At 36.6% G+C, this 24,346-nt stretch carries 23 protein-coding genes and 1 pseudogene (1 of these 24 cut by a window edge); 16 read left to right on the forward strand and 8 right to left on the reverse strand.

The genetic code is table 11. The features are described 5' to 3' along the window. Nucleotides 1-775, forward strand: the 3' portion of a protein-coding gene (rho, locus tag AAHF87_RS03780; RefSeq protein ID WP_342147119.1) for a transcription termination factor Rho. 482 nt of this gene lie to the left of the window's left edge; 775 of the gene's 1,257 nt are visible here — the last part of the coding sequence; the start codon falls outside the window, past its left edge; its stop codon occupies nucleotides 773-775. 156 nt (nucleotides 776-931) lie between these two features. Here rho and AAHF87_RS03785 read toward each other — a convergent pair whose 3' ends face one another. The 4 genes from AAHF87_RS03785 to AAHF87_RS03795 all read right to left on the reverse strand — a co-directional run bounded on the left by AAHF87_RS03785 (nucleotide 932) and on the right by AAHF87_RS03795 (nucleotide 3,853). Beyond that, entirely contained in the window at nucleotides 932-1,849 is a 918-nt protein-coding gene (locus tag AAHF87_RS03785; protein ID WP_342147121.1) for a LysR substrate-binding domain-containing protein, read from the reverse strand. 204 nt (nucleotides 1,850-2,053) lie between these two features. Beyond that, nucleotides 2,054-2,638 (reverse strand): disulfide bond formation protein B, encoded by a 585-nt coding sequence (locus AAHF87_RS03790; RefSeq protein WP_342147122.1) that lies wholly within the window; start codon nucleotides 2,636-2,638, stop codon nucleotides 2,054-2,056. 10 nt (nucleotides 2,639-2,648) lie between these two features. Next, entirely contained in the window at nucleotides 2,649-2,801 is a 153-nt protein-coding gene (locus AAHF87_RS07290) for a DUF5993 family protein (protein WP_425287994.1), read from the reverse strand. Nucleotides 2,802-2,926: 125 nt separating this feature from the next. Beyond that, complete coding sequence (locus AAHF87_RS03795) at nucleotides 2,927-3,853, reverse strand: L-threonylcarbamoyladenylate synthase (protein ID WP_342147123.1); 927 nt, start codon at nucleotides 3,851-3,853, stop codon at nucleotides 2,927-2,929. A 291-nt stretch (nucleotides 3,854-4,144) separates the two neighbouring features. Between AAHF87_RS03795 and AAHF87_RS03800 the strand changes: the two genes are divergently transcribed. The 8 genes and pseudogenes from AAHF87_RS03800 to AAHF87_RS03835 all read left to right on the forward strand — a co-directional run bounded on the left by AAHF87_RS03800 (nucleotide 4,145) and on the right by AAHF87_RS03835 (nucleotide 12,115). Then, nucleotides 4,145-5,683 (forward strand): c-type cytochrome, encoded by a 1,539-nt coding sequence (locus AAHF87_RS03800; RefSeq protein ID WP_342147124.1) that lies wholly within the window; start codon nucleotides 4,145-4,147, stop codon nucleotides 5,681-5,683. Nucleotides 5,684-5,894: 211 nt separating this feature from the next. Next, nucleotides 5,895-6,671 (forward strand): annotated as a pseudogene (gene coxB, locus AAHF87_RS03805) (cytochrome c oxidase subunit II); the annotation flags it as partial. A 10-nt stretch (nucleotides 6,672-6,681) separates the two neighbouring features. Further along, the gene (gene ctaD, locus AAHF87_RS03810; RefSeq protein WP_342147125.1) at nucleotides 6,682-8,265 is read left to right on the forward strand and encodes a cytochrome c oxidase subunit I; all 1,584 of its coding nucleotides are present in this window, start codon (nucleotides 6,682-6,684) and stop codon (nucleotides 8,263-8,265) included. Between the two features lie 22 nt (nucleotides 8,266-8,287). Continuing rightward, entirely contained in the window at nucleotides 8,288-8,866 is a 579-nt protein-coding gene (locus AAHF87_RS03815) for a cytochrome c oxidase assembly protein (protein ID WP_342147126.1), read from the forward strand. A 57-nt stretch (nucleotides 8,867-8,923) separates the two neighbouring features. Further along, nucleotides 8,924-9,790: a cytochrome c oxidase subunit 3 gene (locus tag AAHF87_RS03820; protein ID WP_342147127.1), complete on the forward strand. Its 867-nt coding sequence runs from the start codon at nucleotides 8,924-8,926 to the stop codon at nucleotides 9,788-9,790. A gap of 4 nt (nucleotides 9,791-9,794) precedes the next feature. Then, a complete protein-coding gene (locus tag AAHF87_RS03825; protein ID WP_342147129.1) occupies nucleotides 9,795-10,517 on the forward strand; it encodes an SURF1 family protein in 723 nt (240 codons plus the stop codon). Further along, nucleotides 10,514-11,101 carry a hypothetical protein gene (locus AAHF87_RS03830; protein WP_342147131.1) on the forward strand — a complete coding sequence of 196 codons (588 nt, stop codon included), beginning with the start codon at nucleotides 10,514-10,516 and terminating at the stop codon, nucleotides 11,099-11,101. Before AAHF87_RS03825 ends, AAHF87_RS03830 begins: the two co-directional genes overlap by 4 nt. 3 nt (nucleotides 11,102-11,104) lie before the next feature. After that, nucleotides 11,105-12,115: a COX15/CtaA family protein gene (locus AAHF87_RS03835; protein ID WP_342147133.1), complete on the forward strand. Its 1,011-nt coding sequence runs from the start codon at nucleotides 11,105-11,107 to the stop codon at nucleotides 12,113-12,115. Nucleotides 12,116-12,125: 10 nt separating this feature from the next. Here the strand turns inward: AAHF87_RS03835 and AAHF87_RS03840 are convergent, their stop codons facing one another. The 4 genes from AAHF87_RS03840 to AAHF87_RS03855 form a co-directional block, all read right to left on the reverse strand. Beyond that, nucleotides 12,126-12,566 carry a hypothetical protein gene (locus tag AAHF87_RS03840; protein ID WP_342147134.1) on the reverse strand — a complete coding sequence of 147 codons (441 nt, stop codon included), beginning with the start codon at nucleotides 12,564-12,566 and terminating at the stop codon, nucleotides 12,126-12,128. Between the two features lie 39 nt (nucleotides 12,567-12,605). Continuing rightward, on the reverse strand, nucleotides 12,606-13,955 hold the full coding sequence (locus AAHF87_RS03845) for a hypothetical protein (protein WP_342147135.1): 1,350 nt from the start codon (nucleotides 13,953-13,955) through the stop codon (nucleotides 12,606-12,608). A gap of 65 nt (nucleotides 13,956-14,020) precedes the next feature. After that, nucleotides 14,021-15,295 (reverse strand): hypothetical protein, encoded by a 1,275-nt coding sequence (locus AAHF87_RS03850; protein WP_342147136.1) that lies wholly within the window; start codon nucleotides 15,293-15,295, stop codon nucleotides 14,021-14,023. Nucleotides 15,296-15,352: 57 nt separating this feature from the next. Continuing rightward, entirely contained in the window at nucleotides 15,353-16,369 is a 1,017-nt protein-coding gene (locus AAHF87_RS03855) for a hypothetical protein (RefSeq protein ID WP_342147138.1), read from the reverse strand. A gap of 317 nt (nucleotides 16,370-16,686) precedes the next feature. Between AAHF87_RS03855 and cyoE the strand changes: the two genes are divergently transcribed. The 7 genes from cyoE to murB all read left to right on the forward strand — a co-directional run bounded on the left by cyoE (nucleotide 16,687) and on the right by murB (nucleotide 24,343). After that, a complete protein-coding gene (gene cyoE / locus AAHF87_RS03860; protein ID WP_342147139.1) occupies nucleotides 16,687-17,583 on the forward strand; it encodes a heme o synthase in 897 nt (298 codons plus the stop codon). Continuing rightward, the gene (locus AAHF87_RS03865; RefSeq protein ID WP_342147140.1) at nucleotides 17,583-18,224 is read left to right on the forward strand and encodes an SCO family protein; all 642 of its coding nucleotides are present in this window, start codon (nucleotides 17,583-17,585) and stop codon (nucleotides 18,222-18,224) included. Before cyoE ends, AAHF87_RS03865 begins: the two co-directional genes overlap by 1 nt. A 112-nt stretch (nucleotides 18,225-18,336) precedes the next feature. Beyond that, nucleotides 18,337-19,422 (forward strand): tRNA 2-thiouridine(34) synthase MnmA, encoded by a 1,086-nt coding sequence (gene mnmA, locus AAHF87_RS03870; RefSeq protein ID WP_342147142.1) that lies wholly within the window; start codon nucleotides 18,337-18,339, stop codon nucleotides 19,420-19,422. Further along, nucleotides 19,409-20,764 carry a UDP-N-acetylmuramoyl-L-alanine--D-glutamate ligase gene (gene murD / locus AAHF87_RS03875; protein ID WP_342147144.1) on the forward strand — a complete coding sequence of 452 codons (1,356 nt, stop codon included), beginning with the start codon at nucleotides 19,409-19,411 and terminating at the stop codon, nucleotides 20,762-20,764. Before mnmA ends, murD begins: the two co-directional genes overlap by 14 nt. Nucleotide 20,765: 1 nt before the next feature. Next, nucleotides 20,766-21,914, forward strand: a complete 1,149-nt coding sequence (ftsW, locus tag AAHF87_RS03880; protein ID WP_342147146.1) for a putative lipid II flippase FtsW — start codon at nucleotides 20,766-20,768, stop codon at nucleotides 21,912-21,914. A 131-nt stretch (nucleotides 21,915-22,045) separates the two neighbouring features. Continuing rightward, nucleotides 22,046-23,461 (forward strand): UDP-N-acetylmuramate--L-alanine ligase, encoded by a 1,416-nt coding sequence (gene murC / locus AAHF87_RS03885; RefSeq protein WP_342147147.1) that lies wholly within the window; start codon nucleotides 22,046-22,048, stop codon nucleotides 23,459-23,461. 3 nt (nucleotides 23,462-23,464) lie between these two features. After that, complete coding sequence (gene murB, locus AAHF87_RS03890; protein ID WP_342147149.1) at nucleotides 23,465-24,343, forward strand: UDP-N-acetylmuramate dehydrogenase; 879 nt, start codon at nucleotides 23,465-23,467, stop codon at nucleotides 24,341-24,343. Nucleotides 24,344-24,346 lie beyond the last annotated feature (3 nt).

The following is a 24,346-nucleotide window of genomic DNA, read 5'->3' on the forward strand; positions in this document are numbered from 1 at the left end:
TATTGATTTAGTTGCTCCCACCGGAAAAGGACAACGAGGTTTAATTGTATCTCCTCCGAAAGCCGGGAAAACGATGATGATGCAAAACATTGCGCAATCAATTTCGCATAATTGTCCAGACTGCTATTTGATCGTTTTATTAATTGACGAGCGTCCTGAAGAAGTAACCGATATGCGACGTTCTGTTCGTGGCGAAGTCATCGCAAGTACCTTTGATGAGCCGGCAACACGGCATGTACAAGTGGCAGAAATCGTTATTGAAAAAGCGAAACGATTGGTCGAACACAAAAAAGATGTGGTTATTTTATTAGATTCTATCACCCGTTTAGCACGCGCTTATAATACCGTTATTCCTTCTTCTGGAAAGGTATTAACCGGTGGTGTCGATGCAAATGCACTACAGCGGCCTAAACGTTTTTTTGGAGCCGCGCGTAATATTGAAGAAGGTGGTAGTTTAACCATCATCGCTACCGCACTGGTTGATACGGGTTCAAAAATGGATGATGTTATTTATGAAGAATTTAAAGGAACAGGAAATATGGAGATTCATCTTGACAGAAGAATAGCTGAAAAACGTATTTACCCTGCTATCCATTTGAATCGATCCGGTACTCGACGTGAAGAATTACTGGCTAAACCCGATGTATTACAAAAAATGTGGATATTACGGAAAATTTTACAATCTATGGATGAAGTAACCGCTATGGAGTTCTTAATTGAACGCTTAAAAAACACCAAAACCAATGATGAATTTTTTGATTCAATGAAAAAATAATCTTATTCAAATACAGGATTTAAAATTGCATTTCATAGGGAGAACAAATGTTTAAATTGCCGCGCGCTTCGCGCTCGCAATGACGAGTAAACTATTCGCGCGCGCAATAACGAATAAGTTATTTGAGTTTCGTTTCTTCAAGTACGAAGCGTAGATTTAGCTATTTTTAAGTTTTTGTTCTAAATCAGCTAGTACCCCAGGAAGCGTATTTTCAATGAGTGTTGCTAATTTTTTGCAACAAGGCTCTAAAGCACTATCTTTACGCCATAAAATCCCAATTTTTCGTTCTGGTGCTGGAGCAGAAAAAGATTTATTGACTATCAAAGGATGCTCTTCTAAAGCTAATAAAGGCAGCAAAGTAATTCCCGCACCACTTGCCACCATATTTCGCAAAGTTTCTAAACTCGTAGCTCGGTAATTCGTCTTTTCTTTAAGATTACTTTTTTTATGACAAACCTCTAATGCTTGGTCTCTGAGGCAATGCCCTTCTTCCAATAAAAGCAGATTATCGTGGTTTAAATCCTTTAAATGCAATTCTTTAGTATTCTGTAATGCATGCGAGCTAGGCATAACCAGAAAAAAAGGTTCTTTAAATAAAGTTTGCATAGTCATGCCTTTATGCTGAACCGGTAATGCTAATATGACGGCATCTAAGTTTCCCTGATTCAATTGCGTTAAAAGATCCTCGGTTTTATCCTCATATAAATATAACGCAAGTTTCGGTAATTGTTGCTTGATGACAGGTAAAATATGCGGAAGTAAATAAGGGCCTAAACTAGGAATCAGCCCTAAACGTAATTCAGCGGAGAATGGATCTTTAGCTAATTTTGCCAATCTCTCGAGTTCATTCATCGCGCTCAATACATGTTTTGCCTGCTCAACAATACGCAGACCTGGCGCCGTAATTAGAACTTTTTTTTGTCCGCGCTCAAACAATTGCACCCCTAATGCTTGCTCTAGTTTTTTTAATTGTATACTTAAAGTCGGTTGACTCACCGAACACGCTTTAGCTGCCTTTCCAAAATGACGATATTCGGCTAAAGCTAATAAATATTTAAGATCTTTCAGATTCATAATACCTCGAGAGTGAAACAAGCTAGAAGGTGTTTACAATTGTGCTAGGCTGAGAAAAAGCGTTGTTTTTTGAGTATCGTAACGGAGCATACACGTAGTATGTGAGTAACGAAACACAAAAAAACAGCGCTTTTTGGCCAGCATCGTGCAATTGTAAAACCCTCTAATTTTTTATGGCTTTTTTAGCATTGTTAAGAACAGAAATTAAGTATGGTTAGAGTGAGACGCAACTAATTGAATCTCGTATTTGACTGGATTTTCTGGACAAGCTTTTATTCCGCATTCTAAATAAGTAGAAATTCCATTGAGAATGGATAAAAGGAAAACTAAAGCAAAAGCAATATGGGCTAATAATTGCATTCCTTTGGTTTTGGATGGCTCATTATACTCATACTGTGGAAAGACACTAAAAATAATAGAGATATAAATAATAACACCCACACATAAGAGAAACAGCCAGGTATAGAGGTGTAAGCCAAATAAAGGCAGGCCATAACCTGGATCACCTGGGATTACATGAAGAAAGATTTGTCGAACACAAATAGATGCCGTCAATATTGCCGATAAAAGCGATAAAGTATAGTGGGCCGGACGGATCTTAAATTGCACATTTAGTAAAAATCCAAATGCTATGGCTAAGACGCCAATCCGTTGCAGCAAACATAAGGGGCAAGGTAACTCGTGATAGCGTAATTGTAAGATGAAGGCGACTAACAATAAAAAAGCTAAGCCCAAAGCATCTATAGCGTTGAGGGCTTTAATAATGTTGGCTACTTTAGAGGGCTGCATAATAATATCCCTAAAATTGTAGCGATAACTGATTGCTTATATGATGAATAAACACAAACGTTGTTAAAAACAAAAAGACGATAAATAAACCTATAGCAAGCCTGCGCTGCTTGCACCAGGCCAAGAGCACACAAAGACTATAGAAAAAGAATAGTGCTAACATAATCGCCAACTATATAAGTGCTTCTAATCTAGCTTAGTTTTAAAAAAAAATCTATTCTATTACTATAAAATACCTAGAAGATGATGTTATCAGAGCTAAGAAAAAGCACTTACTAAAAGATTACCTTAAGCAGAATGTTTATCTAATATCGATTGTATCCCAGTCCATGCCTTGAGCTTGGGCACCGATTCCACCAAAATTTCATCACTGCTCTGGTGCTCGGCCTCATGCAAGTATTTATAAAGCACCTGGGCATATAGGCTAGCATCCGTGGGCATACAAATCCAAGTTAACTTTTTGTATTTTTTCTTTGCTGGACTCAATCCAAGCACCGTTAATGTTTTATGCTGATTTAAATAATTATCGATGAGGCATTCTAATTCTTGTTTGAAAACTTGCCTTAATAATGGCTTTTTAGATAAGCGATGAGATAATGCTGTTTCAATTTCGTAAGGAATGACGGATTTTAGTTGCTCTAAAGAAATGGCACCTAATCTAAGTATTCGCGGAACGTCAAAAGTGACATCAATAATTGTCGATTCAATGCCAATAGCACAAGGTCCACCATCAATAACAAGTTCAAGTTTACTATCAAATTCCTGTCGGACATGTTCGATTTGCGTAGGGCTAAGATGCGCGGAACGATTCGCCGAGGGTGCGGCCAATCCACTGCCAAAAGCATTTAAGATCGCTTGTGCAATAGGGTGATCGGGAACTCGCAAACCTATTTTATCTTGTCCACTCGTTAATGCGGTCAAAACAGATTTTTCTTTATGTAAAATGAGCGTCAAAGGGCCTGGCCAAAAATGCTGAGCTAATTTTTCAGCCACTGGAGGAATATCGCGAGCCCATCTATCCAGTGGATGTTCTTTTGCTAATAAAACGCTTAACGGTTGATTAGCGGGACGTTTTTTCAGCGCAAAAATTTGCTGGATGGCCAATAAGTTTCCTGCGTCACCTGCCAAGGCATAAACCGTTTCCGTAGGAAAGACTATCAGTTTTCCTTCTTTTAAAAGCTTGATAGCCTTAGCTAGTTCATTTGCATTAATCATTTGGTAAAGCTCAAATTAATAAGCCCCCATACGTAAAAAAGTTATCCGCCACGCTACTAAATAGATTATAATGTCTTACCTTAATTTGAACAAATTGCTTGAAGCGAGCGTTATAGGAAGCGCAACGCATTTAAGTCTTTAATAGATCTTACTCACAGCAATTGAACTTTTGACAAGTGCCGGAATAAAGCGATCGGAGTGTATTAGACATACATGAGGATTGCGAATTAAGCGGCAACACAGACAATGTCAAATGCGAAGCGTATAAAAAGATTGGATTCGTAAAGGACTATGAATAAAATAATCTTAAGCACTATCTATAAATTTTTTAAAAATTTATTTTTTATAGTGATATCATTCACATTACTATCAAACTTAGCATTTGCCGGCTCAAATGCTGATACAGCAAAAAAAAATCCTGAACTCAATATCCCCTACCCAACTATTAATTATCCTAAAGACGTTGCAGTACGCAAACTGATTAAGCGTGGTGAATATTTAAGTAAAGCCGGCGATTGTATCGCTTGTCATACCGATACTAAGCATCAAGGTAGACCCTTTGCCGGTGGGCTGGGAATTTATACGCCTTTCGGAAGCATCTACTCTCCCAATATAACACCAGATAAAACTACTGGCATAGGAGCATGGAGTGATAAAGATTTTATTCGTGCCATGCATGAAGGTATCGCTCCGAATGGAAGCTATTATTTCCCTGTATTTCCTTTCGCTAGCTTCACAAAAATCAATACCAACGATTTATTAGCGATCAAAGCCTATCTATTTAGTTTAACTCCTGTCAAAAAAGCTAACCAGGCCAATGAAATGATGTGGCCATTTAATTGGCGTTTTTTGCAATTAGGCTGGCGAATTTTATTTTTTCGCCCAGGGGCTTATCAAACCGATCACCAACAAATCGAGTCATGGAATCGGGGTGCTTATTTAGTCCAAGGTTTAGGTCACTGCGGCATGTGCCATACTCCTTTAAATTTATTAGGCGCAGAAAAAAAGAAAAACTATCTAACGGGTGGTTTTATTCAAGGTTATTATGCGCCTAACATTAGTGCAAGCGGCTTAAAAAACATCAGCATCGATGATATCCGCGCGGTGTTTACGCAAAACAAAATGTTAAGAAATTCAGGTAGCGTCGCGGGCCCCATGGCAGAGGTTAATAGTAACAGTCTTAAGTATTTAACCATTAACGATTTAAATGCGATGGCCATTTATTTAAAAACTGTAAAAAGTAAAATGCCTTATTCAGCTTTCAGTGGACCTATTACACCCAAAACCGGTCACAAAGTTTATGAGTCTTATTGTGCAGTTTGTCATGCCAGCGGAGCAGCCGGCGCTCCTAAGTTAGGTGATACCGTTGAATGGAAAAAACGTCTAAAACAAGGAAAAAATATTGTTTATGAAAGGGCCATACACGGTTTTAACTCGATGCCACCTAAAGGTACTTGCACCGGCTGCTCAGATGATGCAGTAAAAGCTGCGGTTGATTATCTCATCCTAAATGATCAGGGTGGAACGGCTGCTTCTATTCCTTTACAAGAAATTCCACTCAGTCTAGAAGTAGGAAAACAAATTTACCAACAACATTGTGCCGTCTGTCACGATAATGGGAAATTAGGCGCGCCGATATTAGGAGATAAGATGAGTTGGAAACCCATCATAGCAAAAAATATTGATGTGTTATTTGCGCATACTATTTTTGGGTATAAAAAAATGCCGGCAAAAGGTGACTGCAAAAATTGTAGTAATTCTGAATTGGAAGCGAGCGTAAAATATATGGTAGAACAAAGCAAAACTACTGGAAATTATTCCCTATGGTAAAGTTTTAAACTATACTCTTTGCACTTGAATTTTTGTTTGCGTTGCCTCTCGACTCGCAATCCTCATGTATCTTGAGTAAACGAAGGTTGCTTCACAACGCGGTCCGCTTGCCAAAAAGCCAGCTGTGAGTATAAGCATTTTTAATTGTGTATTCCTTTTATATTTAAGAATTGATTAGATAAAAAGCATCCCAAAAAAGGACAGCGTTGACATGGACCATGTTAAAAGATTTTTTTTAGTTTTTTTTATATGCCTTAATTTTCTAGTAACTCCTGGATTAGCTTTCGCGGCATGGCAAACTAATATGCCGCTGGGCGTAACACCTATCAGTCATGCCATTTATCATTTACATATGTTGGTATTTTGGATCTGCGTGGGAATTGCTGTCGTAGTCTTTAGCATCATGATTTATTCATTAATTCGGCATAGAAAATCCCGAGGCGTCCAAGCTGCGCAATTTCATGAACACTTTGCCTTAGAAGTGGCTTGGGCTATCGTACCATTTATTATATTAATTGTTATTGCGATCCCTGCCACTAAAACCTTGATCAAAATGAATGACAATAGTGATTCTGAACTAACGATAAAAGTTACTGGATATCAATGGCGCTGGCGCTATGCCTATTTAGATCAAGGAATTGATTTTTTTAGTAATCTCTCTACACCAGCAGAAGAGTTACAAAATCAAGCAAAGAAAAATCAATGGTATTTATTAGAAGTAGATCATCCACTCGTCGTACCGATACATAAAAAAATTAGATTTTTATTTACTTCGAATGACGTCATACATTCGTGGTGGGTGCCAACTTTAGGCATTAAACGCGATACTATCCCAGGATTTATTAATGAAGCCTGGGCAAAAATAGAGGCAGAAGGTACTTATCGTGGCCAATGCGCTGAATTGTGCGGTACCAACCATGCATTTATGCCTATCGTTGTTAAAGCAGTCAGTACTACAGCATTTAACCTATGGGCCAAACAACAATCAGGAGAACCTCATGGAACACACACTTGATTTGGAACATCCGGCTCCTCAAGGTTTTTTAGCCTTCATTAAACGTTGGCTGTTCACAACCAATCATAAAGAAATTGGAACATTGTATCTTCTTTTTAGTTTACTCATGTTTTTTATCGGTGGAGTCTTTGCTTTATTAATCCGCGCAGAATTATTTCAACCGGGAGCGCGTTTACTTAATCCAGAGTTTTTTAATCAAATGACGACACTACATGGACTAGTGATGTTATTTCTTGCCATCATGCCAGCTTTTTCTGGTTTTGCGAACTGGATGATCCCATTAATGATAGGCGCGCCTGATATGGCCATGCCGCGCATGAATAATTGGGCATTTTGGATCTTACCTGTTGCGGCCATTTTACTTTTTAGCACTTTATTTATGGATGGTTCAGCACCTAATTTTGGTTGGACGATGTATGCTCCCCTATCCACTACTTACGGACCCGCCAGCACCGATTATTTAATTCTTGCGATCCATTTAATGGGACTTTCTTCATTAATGGGCGCTATTAACATTATTGTCACGATACTCAATCTTCGAACTCCTGGTATGACGATGATGAAAATGCCGATATTTTGTTGGAGTTGGTTTGTGACAGCCTTTTTACTTATCGGTGTGATGCCCGTTTTAGCGGCTGCGGTGACGATGATGCTCATGGATAGACATTTTGCTACGAGTTTTTTTAGTGCTGCGGGCGGAGGCGATCCATTGCTCTATCAACATCTCTTTTGGTTTTTTGGGCACCCTGAAGTTTATATTATTATTCTTCCGGCTTTTGGTATTATCTCGCAAATTATTCCCACGTTTAGCCGTAAAAAACTTTTCGGTTATCGATTTATGGTGTATGCGCTGTTGGCCATTGCTTTCTTATCTTTTATTGTGTGGGTACATCATATGTTTGTAACCGGTGTGCCTTTAGCGGCTGAGTTATTTTTTATGTACACCACGATGCTGATTGCTGTTCCCACCGGAGTTAAAGTTTTCAATTGGGTAACAACCATGTATCGAGGCGCGATAAGTTTTGAAACCCCGATGTTATTTGCTTTAGCATTTGTTATTTTATTTACCATCGGTGGTTTTTCAGGGGTTATGTTATCCATGGTTCCAGCGGATTTTCAATATCAAGACACCTATTTCGTGGTCGCACACTTTCATTATGTCTTAGTCCCAGGTGCCTTATTTGGCGCTATTGCTGGAACTTATTTTTGGTTACCTAAAATGACCGGTGTTATGTACAAGGAGCGCTTAGGTCAATGTCATTTCTGGCTGTCGGTTATCGGCGTCAATCTGACATTTTTCCCGATGCATTTTTTAGGCCTAGCCGGTATGCCAAGGCGAGTAGCCGATTACTCATTACAATTTGCAAACTTTAATATGATTGCCAGTTTAGGCGCTTTTTTGTTTGGCTTCGCCCAATTATTTTTTCTGTATATTATTATTCAAGCCATGCGTGGAAAAGGAAAAAAAGCCACTGCTCAGGTTTGGGAAGGCGCAGAAGGATTAGAATGGACGTTAAGCTCACCTCCTCCTTTACATAGTTTTACTACACCGCCCAAATTTGAGTAATATACTCTTCGCATGGAAAAGCATGACAATTAAAATAGGAAAATTATCAAATAAAAAAATTTTAATCATGCTGGGGTTTACAACGATAGGTATGTTTGGATTTGGTTTTGCTATGATTCCACTTTATAACGTACTTTGTAAAAATTTAGGCATTAATGGAAAAACCGATAAAAATGCTTATATAACTTCGAATGAAGTTGATTTGACACGGAGTATTCGTGTGGAATTTATGACCAATAACAACAACTATCTTCCCTGGGATTTTTACCCTAGGCTTCAGCATATACAATTACATCCCGGCGAAAATATTTTGATTTACTTTGCAGCTAAAAATAATTCAAATCACCCGATGACGGTACAAGCAATTCCCAGTGTTTCTCCAGGATTAGCCGCACGTTATTTAAAAAAAACTGAATGTTTTTGCTTTACTCAACAAACGTTTAATCCAGGCCAACAACGAGATATGCCCGTTTTATTTCATATTGATCAACATTTACCCAAAAATATTAATACCATTACTTTAGCCTATACCTTATTCGACACTAGCGGTTTAAAACATGCAAAAATAGCACCGCAAACTTTTGGACATATTCCAATTTGAAAAAATCCCTTATGGGATAAAAGCTCAACCCAAGATCACGTTTAAGGATAAACGCGAATGAAAAACAAAGACTCTGCATATTATGTTCCTGAGCAAAGTGCTTGGCCCATTATTGGTGCATTAGCTTTACTCTTTTTAGCATTTGGCTCACTTAACTTTGAAAAAAACTGGGGGCTTATCGCGTTTATAATAGGTGTAGCTGGATTAATATTTATGCTAAGTGGCTGGTTATGGAACGTGACACAAGAAAGTAATGCTGGATTATACAATCAACAAATGGATAAAACCTTTCGTTGGGGCATGTGGTGGTTTTTAATTTCTGAATTATTTTTGTTTGGTCTGTTAATCGGTTCTATTATTCATGTACGATTTTCAATTACACCCTGGCTAGCAGGACAAAGTGGCGATGCATCCCAATTAACCCATTATTTACTGTGGCCCGATTTTACTAAGCATTGGCCATTAATGCAAACACCAAGCGCTACCGTTGCAACAAGCATGCCGAGTTTAGCCTCTATGCGTCAGCTACCACTTATTAATTTAATTATTCTATTGTCTAGTGCCTTACTTTTAACAGATGCTCTCTATCACTTGAAAAAATTACGCTATAAATTATGTCGCATTACTTTAAATAGTGCCATATTTTTAGCATTCATTTTTTTAATTTCGCAAAGCTATTATTTTTCACATCTTATTCATGCTCATATCATTGCTAAAAGTGGTGTTTATGGTAGTTTTTTAATCGCCTTCTTAGGACTACATTTATTAAACATTACTGCAGCAATACTATTTTTATGCATTTTATGTTTTCGTATCTACAAAAATAAATTATTAGAAAAAGACACATTTTCCTTTGATGCTGCCGTGTGGTGGTGGGATTTCCTTGCAGCAATTTGGGCATTGGGATTTTTTTGGATTTTTTAAAATTATGAAAAAAAATTTTGTTTACATACAATTTAATAATTATTACTTTGCACCCACTCTATTCCCTAGCTTGATGCTAATATTTTTATTCCCTTTACTTGTTTACTTAGGATTTTGGCAAATCCACCGCGGTGATATTAAAAGTCATATTCAAAAAATATTTAACCAACGATCGTTATCCCTACCTATCGATTTAAATCAGTACAAAAATATTGATTTAGAAAAAAATTATTTTCCTGGGACGATGCAAGGCCATTTCGATAATCAACGTAGTTTCTTATTAGAAAATAAAATATATTTACATCAAGTCGGCTATGAAATACTAACTCCATTTATTTTAAAAGATGGGCAGGAAACCATATTAGTTAATAGAGGCTGGATCCCACAAGGTAAGGATAGGAAGAAAATACCCAAAATACTGTTTTTAGATAATGAATTAAAAATAAGTGGATTAATTGTATTTCCGAATAAAACTTTCAGCTTCAAACATAAAGATGAAATTGTATGGCCACAGCGTATCCAATCTATTAATCCAGATTTTTTAAAAAAAAATAAATTTCAGCCTTATATATTCATTATTAATACCCAGCAAGATTATGGTTTTATACCACTCTGGCAACCCATATCTTTGCAAGCCACCCGACATTATGCTTATGCTTTTCAGTGGTTTGGTCTAAGTTTAACCTTATTTATTGCTTTTTTTAGTACACATATCCGTCATTTATGAAACACAAAAAAACAAAAAATTATCTGTTTATTTTTGCGCTGTTACTAATCATATTTTTAACGCCTTTAATAGTAGCTGTCATACTTTATAATAACCATCCACTTTGGTTACAGCACAATACCGTCAATAAAGGCACGCTCATTTATTCTCGGTTGAATCTACAACAGATAAAATTAATCCCGCATATAACAAAATTACGTTCAATTAATGGTTCCTGGTTTTTATTTTATTTAGCAGAATCAGGTTGTCACGAATTATGTCATAAAAATTTGCATACTATGCGACAAATTACATTAGCGCTGGGTAAGAATCGTTATCGTATGAAGTATGGCTTAATCCTAACCAATGAAAAATCATTAATTACTCAGCCATTTATTAATAAGGATACTGATTTAATATTTTTCACGATTTCAAAACCAGAATTAAAAAACTTTTTTTCGACGTTAAAGATTAAAAATTCAACCGAAGGCTATTACTTAGCTGATCCGTTTGGAAAAATTATTTTATATTATCCTAGCAAGACCTCAGGAGAGAATATACACCAAGATTTAACGCGTTTATTGACAATTTCAACAACAGGGTAAAACATGTTATCGGAAAACAAATCCGCTTTTTGTTTTTTATGTATCGCTTTTTTATTGGCCTTCATGGTTATATTACTTGGCGCATACACACGATTGAAAGATGCTGGGTTAGGTTGTCCGGACTGGCCAGGTTGTTACGGAAAGTTAACCTTACCCAAACAATCTAGCACATTGAACGATGCACCTTATAAGGGTCAAACGCTAAATCCTGCAAAAGCCTGGCCGGAAATGCTGCATCGCTATGCGGCCGCTAGCTTAGCACTATTAAGCTTCGCTGCTGTAATTCTAATTATTTATAAACACAAATCATCAAAGCAACCGGTATGGATTGCAACAATTCTACTTTTTTTATTATTTTTTCAAGGTTTATTAGGCAAATGGACTGTCACGTTACGTTTGCACCCTTTGGTGGTCATGTCGCATTTACTCGGTGGATTAACATTATTAAGTCTACTATGGATATTAATATTACGTCTCAGTCGATTCTCCATTAAGCCAACTTCACAGTCGGAACAGCAATTGAAGAAGTGGGCCGTGCTCGGGTTATTATTTGTTATACTACAAATTTGCCTAGGCGGCTGGACTAGTGCAAATTACGCGGCGTTTGTTTGTCCCGATTTTCCAACATGCCAAGGCCTATGGTGGCCTACGATGAACTTCTCAGAAGGTTTTCATCTTTGGTTAAATACAAATATTAATTACGAAGGTGGCATCTTGCCGCAAATCGCACGCACCGCCATACAAATGAGTCATCGGATAATGGCGGTGATTACGAGTATCTACCTAGGTTTACTGGTTTATAAACTATTTAATGCGACGAAAAGAATCTATCTACGCGGACTCGCTGTACTACTGATATGTTTATTAGGTTTACAAATTAGTTTAGGTGCATTCAATGTATTATGGGTGTTACCTTTACCTATTGCTATTGCACATAATGCAGTAGCGGCGCTATTGCTGTTAACGCTCATTACATTAAATATTAGCTTATACAAATATCAATCTAAAATTTAAATTTCAGTAATTATAATTTATTTCCACTCAAAAAAATAAATTCATCACTACAATTTGTAACTCCATTTGTAAATTTTTTTCTATTAAAAGAAAAGAATTTGGCAGATAACTTTACAAAACCATTCCATTTTTCTTTTTCCGTACTTTTTAAACTTAAATTAGAGATATTAGAAGTGTTTTCAGATTTTTTTGCTTGAATTGGAATGGAATTTAGTAATGGATTTAACCCCTGATCATGGCCGGATATTTGTGAAAGAATGTTAGATAATGTAGAAACAGAGTGCGTTGGCGTTTTAAAAAACGGAAAGCCAATATAGGCTAAACAAACTCCATTAGTTAGCCGATCAGAATTTTTTAAAAATCGAAATTCCTCAATTTTAGTATAAGAACCTTTAAGCTCAGAAGGTATGTTAGCTTTAAATGCTTTAGGTAAATCATAACTTTTTTTCATGGTTGATCCTTATTTTTATTTTAAAGTTTATTAGTAACATTAAACAGACAGTGTGTCTTTCATATGATTATTCTCTAACGCAGAGAATATATTTTTTAACAACAACGTGCCCTCCGTTTTGTTATGACGTTTAAAAAAATGACCAATTTTTTGAATAATAGTTGTATCTCTATGTTTACGAAGAATGTCACTGGTGCTAAATCCATAGACGTGATCATAGAATTCTCCAGGCATAAAACTTTTCAGGTTAGTTAATAATGTGGTAGTAATAAATTTTTTACTTTCAGTTATGTAATCATTAGAGCGGAAAAAATATTTCGTTGCTAAATGCTTTTGATACGCTTCAAGCAAGTTTGTTATTTTCTTTTTGGTTTCTGGATTCCAAACATCAGATTTATCCTGTATCGGAGCAATCGGATTATAAATTGATTGTGCAGAATTCGTTACATTCTTTTCACATTGTGGCCTAATAGTTAATTCTAAACTTATATCTTTGTCTGTTTCTAAATCCTGCTGGACACCATCAACTACATCTATAGCAGATTCATCAGCTATCGAGGGGGATAGGGTTTTTAATTCTTTTTGCATAACTTTGGCAGAAATTAGAGCGGAGGATCCGAAAATATCATTAATACTGATATTATCAAGATTAGTAGATGCACTAGACTCACAACTATCTGATTCAGATTCTATAAATTCCAAATTTTTGTCCAAAGGAATCTGTTCGTGTGAAATAGAAATAGTTTTTTTGGGAAGAGTATCTTTAGGTCTTGTATCCTCTAAAATCAAATTTCCATCTCCTTTTCTTATAAAATAAGGGTCGATAAAGAAACCTATAATTTTTACTTCTGGACGATATTTTTCTATTTCGCTAATAATACTTTTGGCGATTTGTGTAACCTCATTTTGATAATTTGCATTTATGTCGCTAATATATTTTTTGCTTATTTCTGGTTTTTTTAATTTTATATTTTTTTCCTTGTATAAACTAATAATTTGAAAAAAAAATGATTGTAAAATATCCGTTAGTGCTATATTAACTTTAGTTTTTTTCTTCTTGTAGAACAAGAAAAAAGGGAAAGGGGTATTTTCGTTCGGGGATAGAAATTCCTTGTCGACTTCGTATTTCTCTGTTTTTTTAACACGAAATTTTGCAGAACCTAGCTCAGTCTGATTTTTATTCTTAGATTCATTAGCTAAAACGCCTAAACATAAAACTTTAAGGTTTTTTAAATGATTTTTAAGTGTTCCAGTATCCGTTTCATCGCTACCATTTTTACTGTATTGATCAACATTTAAACAGTAACTTTGACTATTTCGATTACGTTTCTTATTTCCATCCGGATAGAGAGCAAAGCTACATATCGTATCAAGATTAAAAATGCGCATTTTGTTATTAATCTCATTAAATAAAAAGGGACAGTTTAAAAGCCCCCTTTCAACTTAGCAAGTGTTTATCTACTAGGCGATAACCTCGCCATATTAGTCTGCAAATCTGTTAATTGCTCTTCTAATGTGTTAACTAATAACTTACTAGTTATTTTTCCTCCACCCCAAAGCGTGGCGAAGCAACGTAGCAAAGATATGCCTCGATATTCAGATAAAATAGAATTAGCATTTTTGAGAGTTTCTTTCAGATCTGAAATCTTATCTGAGCTAATATCTCTATTAGAAGCATTTTCTTCCATTTTTATTTCGGCATTTAACAATAAATCAATTTTTTCAATAATGCTTTGTAACTGTTCAGATTTATTGTGAGCACATTTACTTTTTAATAAAGATAATTTATCAGCGTAGTCCATCAAATCCTGCTTAGAATGTTTGAGAAGTAGAATGAACTCATCTTGTTGTTTTTGTAATTCACACTGATTAAGTTGATATAATTCATTTAATTTTTGACTAAGATCCTGAAAACCATCGCACAAAGTATCAAATGAGTTTAATCTGGGATCAAATTCAGCAAATTCTTTACTTAGAATTTTAATTTGAGACTCTATTTCATCTTTGCAAGAATTTACTGTATCCAAATTAAGTAAAATATTAGTTAAGCTACTAAAATATTCTTTAGCTAGAGTAAAATTTTTTGCTAAATTAGTAAAATTGTCATGATAAGTTTCGAATTCCGTAATTGATTCAATTATAAATTTTATTCTGTCAAAACATGACGATATTTCAGTTGATTTTTCGTTAATTTCTTTTTCTGACAGGTGGATTAACTCTAATTGGCTAGCTAAATAATTTCTATATCGAGCATCCCAAGATTTCTCTGATAATGTTTGTTTTATCTTTCCTAATATTTTTTTAAAATTTATATAAAAAATAGAATCAATTTGAGATAGATGATTTTCTATTTCTTGTGGATCAATCAAATCTTTATCTATTTCTGTTTTTAATTTATTATTTTGAATAGCTAAAGTACTATTTATACCTTGAGCTTCAATTGGATCACAAAATTTCACAATTAATTTATTTAAATATGATAATTGACTAAATTTTTCTTCTATAGGTTGTCTAAAAAATTTAATTGTCTCATCTATTTTTTTATAACATCCAATTATCGCGTCAATATTTTTTTCGGTGGCAAGTATATTTTTACTTGATTCTAAAAGCTCATTAACTTTTGAAAAATTTCGATATCTTTCTAATTCAGCTATTCTATTCTGCAATTCAGATAGCTCTTGTTGTAAATTTTCATCTTTAATTTGTAGTAAATTTGATAATGGATACATACTATCCCCTTATTATTTTTATAAAGGGCAGAAAAATCTGCCCTTGTTTTATAGTCATTAAACAGCAGGTCTGATCGGAGCTATTTCTTGGGTTAAAGTGTTTAATTGATCACGTAGTTGTTCGACATATTCAATACTTTTCACTTTTCCACCACCCCAAAGAGTTGCAAAACATTTAAATGGGGAAAAACCGCGGTAGCGAGATAGAGCATCAAGATTTTGTTTGTTATTAATAATTTTATCTAACTCAGAAACATTTTGTTTTAATGATTGTATTTGCTCGTTAGATGATGTATTTCCTATATTATCACTGCTATCTCTTATCTGTGCAGCCAGTTTCGTAATATTTAATAAAATTTTAGATTTTTCATTTCCATTAAGATAACTCTCTTTAATATTTAATCCATGTCTTTCTATTTTAGCTAAATTATTATTTTTTTCTTTTTCAGTAAAAAAAGAACGAATTTTTTGCGCACCGTCAATTAACTGAGCTCGTTTTAGATTTTCAAATGAATCTTGATTATGAATTGAATTGTTTGATGAAGATAAGCTTGAAGATATTGCTTGCTGTATTTCTATAGAACCTCCATTCACTGGATCATATAATGATAAAGTCTTTCTTAAATCTCCGTTTTCAAACTTTCCGTAACGAATTGAGTTTGGGCGAGGTTTAAGAATAGATTGTGGGGAACTTGAAATAGCTTCTATTAGTTGCTTATGTTCTTCATCGACAGTTGATTTAGGCGTTGTAGCTAGTAAACTGTTTTCCTGATCTTGTGATCCGTCAAGCTTACGTTCTTGTTGTTCTTGTATATCAAACTTGTCTTCTAATAACTCTAAAAACTTAGCTGGAGAATGGTGATTTAAATTTTCGATGTGATTTTTTATTTCTTTTTTTAGAAATTTTGTATTAGATGCATCTATCATCAAAGCTAAAATACATGGAGAATCAGGATTGTATTGTTTTTTATTTAGAATCTTAATTTTATTATTTTCCCCTATTATTACGTATTTTAATTTTTCATCAATTATTGGTGTGGCGTTTTTAGGGGTAGCGAGATAGACAGTTGGCATAAATTAAACCTCTTTTTTTATTATTTTTAGTTTTATTAAATGAGAAATTTTTTATTTCATTTAATTTTTAATCGAAAACAATCTATCACTAATAAAATAATTTTGTCTAGTTATTTTTTTTATTTATTTTAAAATAAAAATTTTTAATATTAATTTAAATTTTAAAATAATTTATTTGCTTTATACTATCACTAGTATTCACCAAAATAATAATAATGAACAAGTAAATTTTTTCTTAAAACTCTACCTTTAATAGAATTATTCTCGTATAATTTTTTTTGCTTCATGAGGGATAGTTTAAAACTATAAGGAACATCATGCTAAAGAATTTTGCCATGCGCTTGGCTAAAAATGCTTTAATCTATTTGGAGCTAGGAAAATGGCGCGTCACTAGTTTAATGTTAGTTACCGTTTGGGTGGGTATGTCACTCGCTACTTCGACACCGGTTTCTTGGCGATTAAGTTTGTTTACGTTATTAGGCATCGGTTTAATAACCAGTTCCGCAGGGGCGCTAAATCATTTATTAGAACAGCATTTAGATAGTCTAATGGCGCGTACCGAACGACGTCCTTTACCACGGGGAAAAATTTCAACTTCTCACGTTCTAATATTTTCATTAATCACTAGTTTATTAGGGCTAGTCGTGGTAAGCCTATCGAGTAATTTTTTAACCTGTTTTTTAAGTTTTTTTAGTCTAATTGCTTATGCGTTTATTTATACTTTATATTTAAAAAAGCATACTACGCAAAACATAGTCATTGGTGGCTTAGCGGGCGCAACTCCCCCTTTACTAGGCTGGACCGCTGTTACTGGAAGTATTGATCCCGGTGGTTTGATACTGGTTTTAATTATTTTTATTTGGACGCCGCCGCACTTCTGGTCATTAGCGATTGCCAGACATGCTGACTATGCCAAAAGCAAACTACCCATGTTGCCGGTGACGCATGGGATCGCTTATACCAAGCAACAAATTTTTCTTTATACGTTGCTTTTAAGTGGAATTAGTTTGTTACCTTTCTGCATAGGTATGAGTGGTTTCTTTTATTTAGTGGCTGCTTTACTGTTAAATACGGGATTTATAGTTGCTGCGGCCGATTTATTAAAGCAAACTAAAGCCGCAGCAGGGATAAAAACCTTTCATTATTCGAATTTTTATTTACTTATGCTGTTTGCTTGTTTGTTCATGGACCATTCTTTAATGAGGAATATTTAATGACCTGCCCTGTCTCTAATAAACGATTTTTAACCTTTATCATTTTTGCCATACTCGCTTTAGGCTTAGGCATAGGTGTCAATCTATGGCATTCTACAAAGACTCGGATCGTTGTTCCACCCGTTGCCGGCACTAACATCGATCAACCCCAATTAATTCCTGAGTTTCATCTAATTAATGGGCAAGGCAAACCCTTCACGAATCACAATTTAAAGGGACATTTCAGTTTACTGTTCTTTGGCTTTACGCATTGCCAAAGTATTTGTCCGCTGACGATGGCTATGTTGACACAACTGTATACGGAATTAAAAACCGAAAAACTTCCTCTGCCGCAAGTGATCTTCGTCACACTTGATCCTAAACGCGATACACCCAAAGTAGTGGGATCGTATGTTAAAGCGTTTAATCCTAATTTTATCGGTCTTTCAGGACCATCTGCAGGAATCCATCAATTGAGCAAACAAATGGGAGTGGTATATATACAAGCTCAGCAAAGTAAAGCTTCGGAAAATAATTATCAGATTGACCATAGCGGGACTTTATACTTAATCAATCCAGAAGGTAAATTAGCCGCCATTTTTTCACCTCCACATGATGAGGCAGGCATAAAACAGGACTATAAGAGTTTAGTTCGCCAATAATTATTTCTTCGATAGTTTACTAAACAACTAGAAAATTGGCCTGTATGAAGGTAAATTAAGCTAGCTTCTTCACTATAATAAGCCTGTGCGCCCAGATATAGAAAAAAAATCAATGAAAAAACAACGTGTTATGGTCGGCCTATCGGGGGGTGTAGATTCCTCAGTAACTGCTTTATTACTTAAAGAGCAAGGTTATCAAGTCGAAGGGCTGTTTATGAAAAATTGGGAAGAAGACGATACTGAAGATTATTGCTCAGCCACTGCCGATATTGCCGATGCCCAGGCTATCTGTGATAAATTAGCGATTCCACTGCATACGATTAATTTTGCGGCGGAATATTGGGATCGTGTATTCACGCATTTTTTAGCAGAATATCAATTAGGCCGTACACCCAACCCGGATATCCTCTGTAATAGGGAAATTAAATTTAAAACTTTTCTTGATTATGCTCTGCAATGCGGCGCGGATTTTATTGCAACCGGTCATTATGCAGGAAAATCCTACGTAGATAATACCTATCAATTACGCAAATGTGCCGATCAAAATAAAGACCAAACCTATTTTTTATATACTTTAGGCCAAGAAGCTTTGGCCAAAACCTTATTTCCATTAGCCAAGCTAACCAAACCAGAAGTGAGAGAAATTGCTAAATCAGCAGGTTTTATTAATGCGACTAAAAAAGATAGTACCGGCATCTGCTTTATCGGCGAGCGCAAATTTAAGCAGTTTTTACAAACCTACTTACCTGCACAACCTGGCAATATAGAAACACTATCAGGGGAGACACTCGGACAACATGATGGCCTAATGTTTTACACCATAGGTCAACGACAAGGATTGCGTATCGGTGGTCGAAGAGAAAAATCTGCTTCGCCTTGGTATGTTGCTGATAAACAGCTCGCGCGTAATACATTAATAGTGGTACAAGGACACAACCATCCTAAGCTTTTTGCTCCTGCTCTGGTTTGCACGCAGCTGCATTGGATCAATGATTGCCCTCCCACAAAGCCACTAACTTGCACAGCGAAAACGCGTTTTCGACAACAGGAGACCACTTGCCTAATCAAACCTGCTAGCGATGATAAATACCACGTGGAATTTGAAGCCCCACAGCGCGCGATCACCCCAGGTCAATCGGTAGTTTTTTATCAGCTACAAACCTGTCTAGGAGGCGGAATTATCGATGCCACACTCTAATTCTACGCATAAACGCTTGATCATAGGCCTAGGTGAAACTGGACTTTCCTGTGCTCGTTATTTTAATCGATTAAAATTACCCTTTACTCTCTTAGACAGTCGCTTAGATCCCCCAAAATTAGCTGAATTTCAAAAAGAATTTCCGCACGCAGCCTACCGTCTAGGGCCTTTTGACCCGAACCATTTTCAAGATTGTAACGAATTAATTGTCAGTCCTGGCGTTGATCTACAGGAAAAAAACATCAGCACGGCGATCAAGCAATATAAACTTAAACCTCTGGGCGATATCGAATTATTTGGCCAACATGCTCAGGCACCCATCATTGCAATCACTGGCAGCAATGCCAAAGGTACAGTTACCAGCTTAGTCGGCGATATGATAGCTCAAGCAGAGCTTAAGGTTGCGGTGGGAGGCAATATCGGTAAACCGGCATTGGATTTACTTGAAGGGCCGATACCGGATTTTTATGTATTAGAAATTTCAAGTTTTCAGCTAGAAACAACTTACCATTTACGTCCTAAATTAGCGAGCATACTTAACATTAGTCCAGATCATTTAGATCGGCATCAAACATTTGCCGCTTATATACAAGCTAAGCAACGGATTTACCAGGAATGTGAAATTGCTTTATGGAATCAAGAAGATTTAAATACCTATCCCAACCATAAAGTAAAAAAAACCATCAGTTTCGGTTTAGAATCACCGAAACCCAATTCAAAAGAATTTGGCTTGAAGCTTGTTGATCAAAAAACCTATCTTGCAAAAGGCAATCAAATTTTACTGCCTGTTGAAAAAATGCCTATCAAAGGTCGACACAATTGGGCCAATGCCTTAGCTGCTTTAACCATAGGCCAAGCGATTGGGCTACCCATACCGCCAATGCTAGCTACACTTTGTCAATTTAAAGGTTTGCCACATCGCTGCCAGTGGGTTAAAGAACATGCGGGTGTGACTTGGTATAATGATTCTAAAGCAACTAATGTTGGAGCAACCGTTGCTGCGTTAAATGGATTAGGGCCAGCTATTTCGGGTAAAATCATTTTAATTGCTGGTGGCTTAGCCAAAGGCGCGGATTTTGCATTACTGAACGATCCAGTAAAACGTTATGTTAAAAAAATGATTTTAATTGGCCGCGACGCCCCTTTATTAAAAAATACTTTAGCAAAAAGTACGGCCATTGATATGTCTGATGATTTAGAGCAAGCGGTACATTTAGCACATCAAACCGCAACCCGCGGTGATATTGTACTTTTATCCCCAGCGTGTGCCAGTATGGATATGTTTAAAAATTATGAAGAGCGTGGTGATATTTTTTGCGATTTAGCTCGAGGAATCCATTGATATGCTTAAACCGGATGTTTCATCCATCGTTTTGTATGATCGTTGGTTACTTATCGTCATTGCCACTTTACTTGCCTTTGGCCTATTGATGGTCGCTTCAACCTCGATCGTAATTTCTGAACATCAATATGGTCAGCCTTTCCATTTTTTTTTCCATCAGCTTTTTTATTTAGTCTTAGGCATCGCTGCCGGAATCATTGTAGTACAAATTAAAACCTCTTACTGGCAACAGGTCAGTCTTGCATTGTTAGTACTGAGTATCGGTTTACTTTTTTTAGTTCTATTGCCAGGTATTGGCAGGCAAGTTAACGGAAGTATGCGCTGGCTAGGTTTCGGCCCGTTTGGATTACAAGTTTCTGAATTCGTCAAATTAACGATGATTGTTTATCTGGCAGGTTATCTACTACGCCAAGAAAAACAGGTGCAAAATCAAATCCGTGGCTTCCTTAAGCCGTTAATGGTTCTAGCTGTCATTACTTTTTTACTGTTACGCGAACCCGATTTTGGAGCGGCTACAGTAATATTAGTCACGAGTCTAGGAATGTTATTTTTAGCCGGTGTGCGAATTTGGCAATTTATTATTCTGTTAACGGGTGTAGCGATTGTTCTGGGTACCTTAGCGATTAGCTCACCTTATCGCTTAGCACGTCTAACGACTTTTCTTAACCCTTGGGCTAACCAATTTGACTCAGGTTATCAATTAACTCAATCGTTAATTGCATTTGGACGCGGAGGTTGGGTTGGCGTCGGGCTGGGTGAAAGTATACAAAAGTTATTTTATCTTCCTGAAGCACACACAGACTTTTTGTTTGCTGTCCTTACCGAAGAACTAGGCTTGATCGGTGGGTTATTTATGATCCTATTATTTTCACTATTGGTCTGGCGAGCATTATATATAGGCTACCGTTGTTTTAATATTGGCCAACGTTTCTCGGCCTATCTTGCCTATGGCATTGGCTTAAACATCGCTTTACAAGTCATGATTAACATTGGGGTCAATACTGGTGTCTTACCAACCAAAGGATTAACGCTGCCGCTCATGAGCTATGGAGGCAGCAGTTTACTCATGACCTGCATCATGCTGGCGTTATTGTTACGTATCGATTATGAATATCGCTTGGTACAATTTGGTTTCAAAGTCGATCAATAGCGAGCATTCAAATTCAATAAGCACCTTATCCTCTTATACCAAAAACTGCTATATAACAGAGTAAAGGTTGAAGGTAATAGCCCACTAGTGCCACAATACGCCTCCTTACATACACTATAGGTTGTTCAGTCATGAAAATCCCTTTTGTTGACCATCAAATGGGACGCATTCGACACCTGCATTTCGTCGGAATAGGCGGTGCAGGCATGGGTGGTATTGCTGAAATTTTATTAAATGAAGGCTATGTTATTTCTGGCTCTGATCTTCAAGAAAATGCCATGACGCGACATTTGCGAAAATTAGGCACAGAGATTCAGCTTGGCCATCATGAAAAACACATACGTGATGCCGATGTGATTGTCTATTCTAGTGCAGTACCCCCCGACAATGTAGAAATCGTGGCCGCACACAATGCCCTTATACCCGTCGTTCCAAGGGCCTTAATGCTCGCTGAATTAATGCGTTTTCGCTATAGTATTGCCGTCGCAGGAACGCACGGAAAAACTACTACAACCAGTTTAGTCGCCAGTTTATTAGGTGAGGGGGGACTAGATCCAACGTTTGTAATCGGCGGTAAATTGAATAGTACTAGTACGCATGCACGTTTGGGCGCCGGCCGCTATTTGGTTGCAGAAGCCGATGAAAGTGATGCTTCCTTCCTGTATTTAAAACCCATGATTGCTATTGTCACTAATATTGATATGGATCATATGGGAACTTACGATGGTGATTTTCAGCAACTTAAAAAAAGCTTTTTGGAATTTTTATGGCATTTACCCTTTTATGGTTTAGCCATTATGTGCTGTGATGATCCGTTTGTTCGATCAATCTTACCTGATATTATGCGCCCTATTGTCACCTATGGATTTAGTGAGGATGCGGATATTCGCATCACCTCTTTTCAGCAAAAAGGTGTTAAAAATTACTTTACCGTTAGTCGGCCGAAGAAAAAACCATTAGATATAACTTTAAATCTTCCCGGTGAACATAATGCATTAAATTCACTCGCCGCTATTGCAGTTGCCTCAGAACTTGGGATTAAAGATGATGTGATAGGTGGTGCTTTATCGCATTTCAGTGGTGTGGATCGACGTTTTCAAATATTAGGAAAACTAAAATGTAAACAAGGACATGCTTTATTGATCGACGATTACGGACATCATCCGCGTGAAATTGCTGCGACTTTAAAAGCCATTCGTAGCGCCTGGCCAGATCGACGTTTAGTCATGACTTACCAACCTCATCGTTACACACGAACACGTGATCTCTTTTCAGATTTTGTAGAAATTTTGTCTGGGGTCGATCGTTTGCTACTATTAAATGTTTACTCGGCCGGAGAAACACCGATACCTGGCGCGGATAGTGCTGCTTTATTAAAATCGATACGTTTAAATACTCAAGCTAGTCCTATCCATATCGAAAATAAAGAAAAGCTTACTGAAACCTTACATGAGGTTTTACAAGACGGTGATGTATTGTTATTACAAGGTGCTGGAGATATTGGCGGCATTGCTCAGAATCTAGCACTCTCAATTGACAGTAAATGATCTATGCATAATTTGCGCGGTCAACTCATAGAAAATGCAACATTAGCTGAATATTCTTCATGGCAGGTCGGCGGCAAGGCAGATCGTCTCTATAAACCAGCTGATAGCGATGATTTGATTAATTTTATTAAACAGATCCCTCAGCATGAACCCTTGATTTTTTTGGGTTTAGGAAGCAATACATTGATACGAGATGGCGGCATCAAAGGTGCTGTCGTGATCACACAAGGCACGCTCAACAAATTAAAAAGTATTGACGCGGTGACACTTTATGCAGAAGCAGGTGTTGCTTCGCCAGCCTTTGCTCGATTTTCGGCTAGAAAGAATTTAATCGGTGCCGAATTTTTAGCGGGGATTCCCGGTACCATTGGCGGCGCTTTAGTCATGAATGCCGGCTGTGATGGTAATGAAACCTGGAATATAGTTAAGTCAGTCCTTACCGTCAATCGGCGCGGCGAAAAAAAAATTCGTTATCCTAGTGAATATAAAATTGCTTACCGAAGTGTCAGTACATTTGCCGACGAATATTATTTGGCCGCAGAGTTTCAATTAAAATCGGGCAACAAAGAAACAGCCTTAAGCAAAATTCGTGATTTACTTAAATATCGTGCCGATACTCAACCTACTAATGAACCCAATTGCGGCTCCGTGTTTCGCAATCCTTCTGGTGATCATGCCGCACGCTTAATCGAAGCGTGTGGACTTAAAGGTTTAACCATAGGGGGTGCAATGGTATCTAACAAACATGCTAATTTTATTATTAATAACGGCCATGCCAGCGCCACTGACATTGAAGCCTTAATTGAAAAAATTTCTGAGTGTGTATTCCACAAATTTAATATACGTTTAGTACCTGAAGTACGTACTATCGGCGAAGCTTAAATT

This window comes from Rickettsiella endosymbiont of Aleochara curtula (assembly GCF_964030935.1).
In the GTDB taxonomy this organism is placed as follows: Bacteria; Pseudomonadota; Gammaproteobacteria; order Diplorickettsiales; family Diplorickettsiaceae; genus Aquirickettsiella.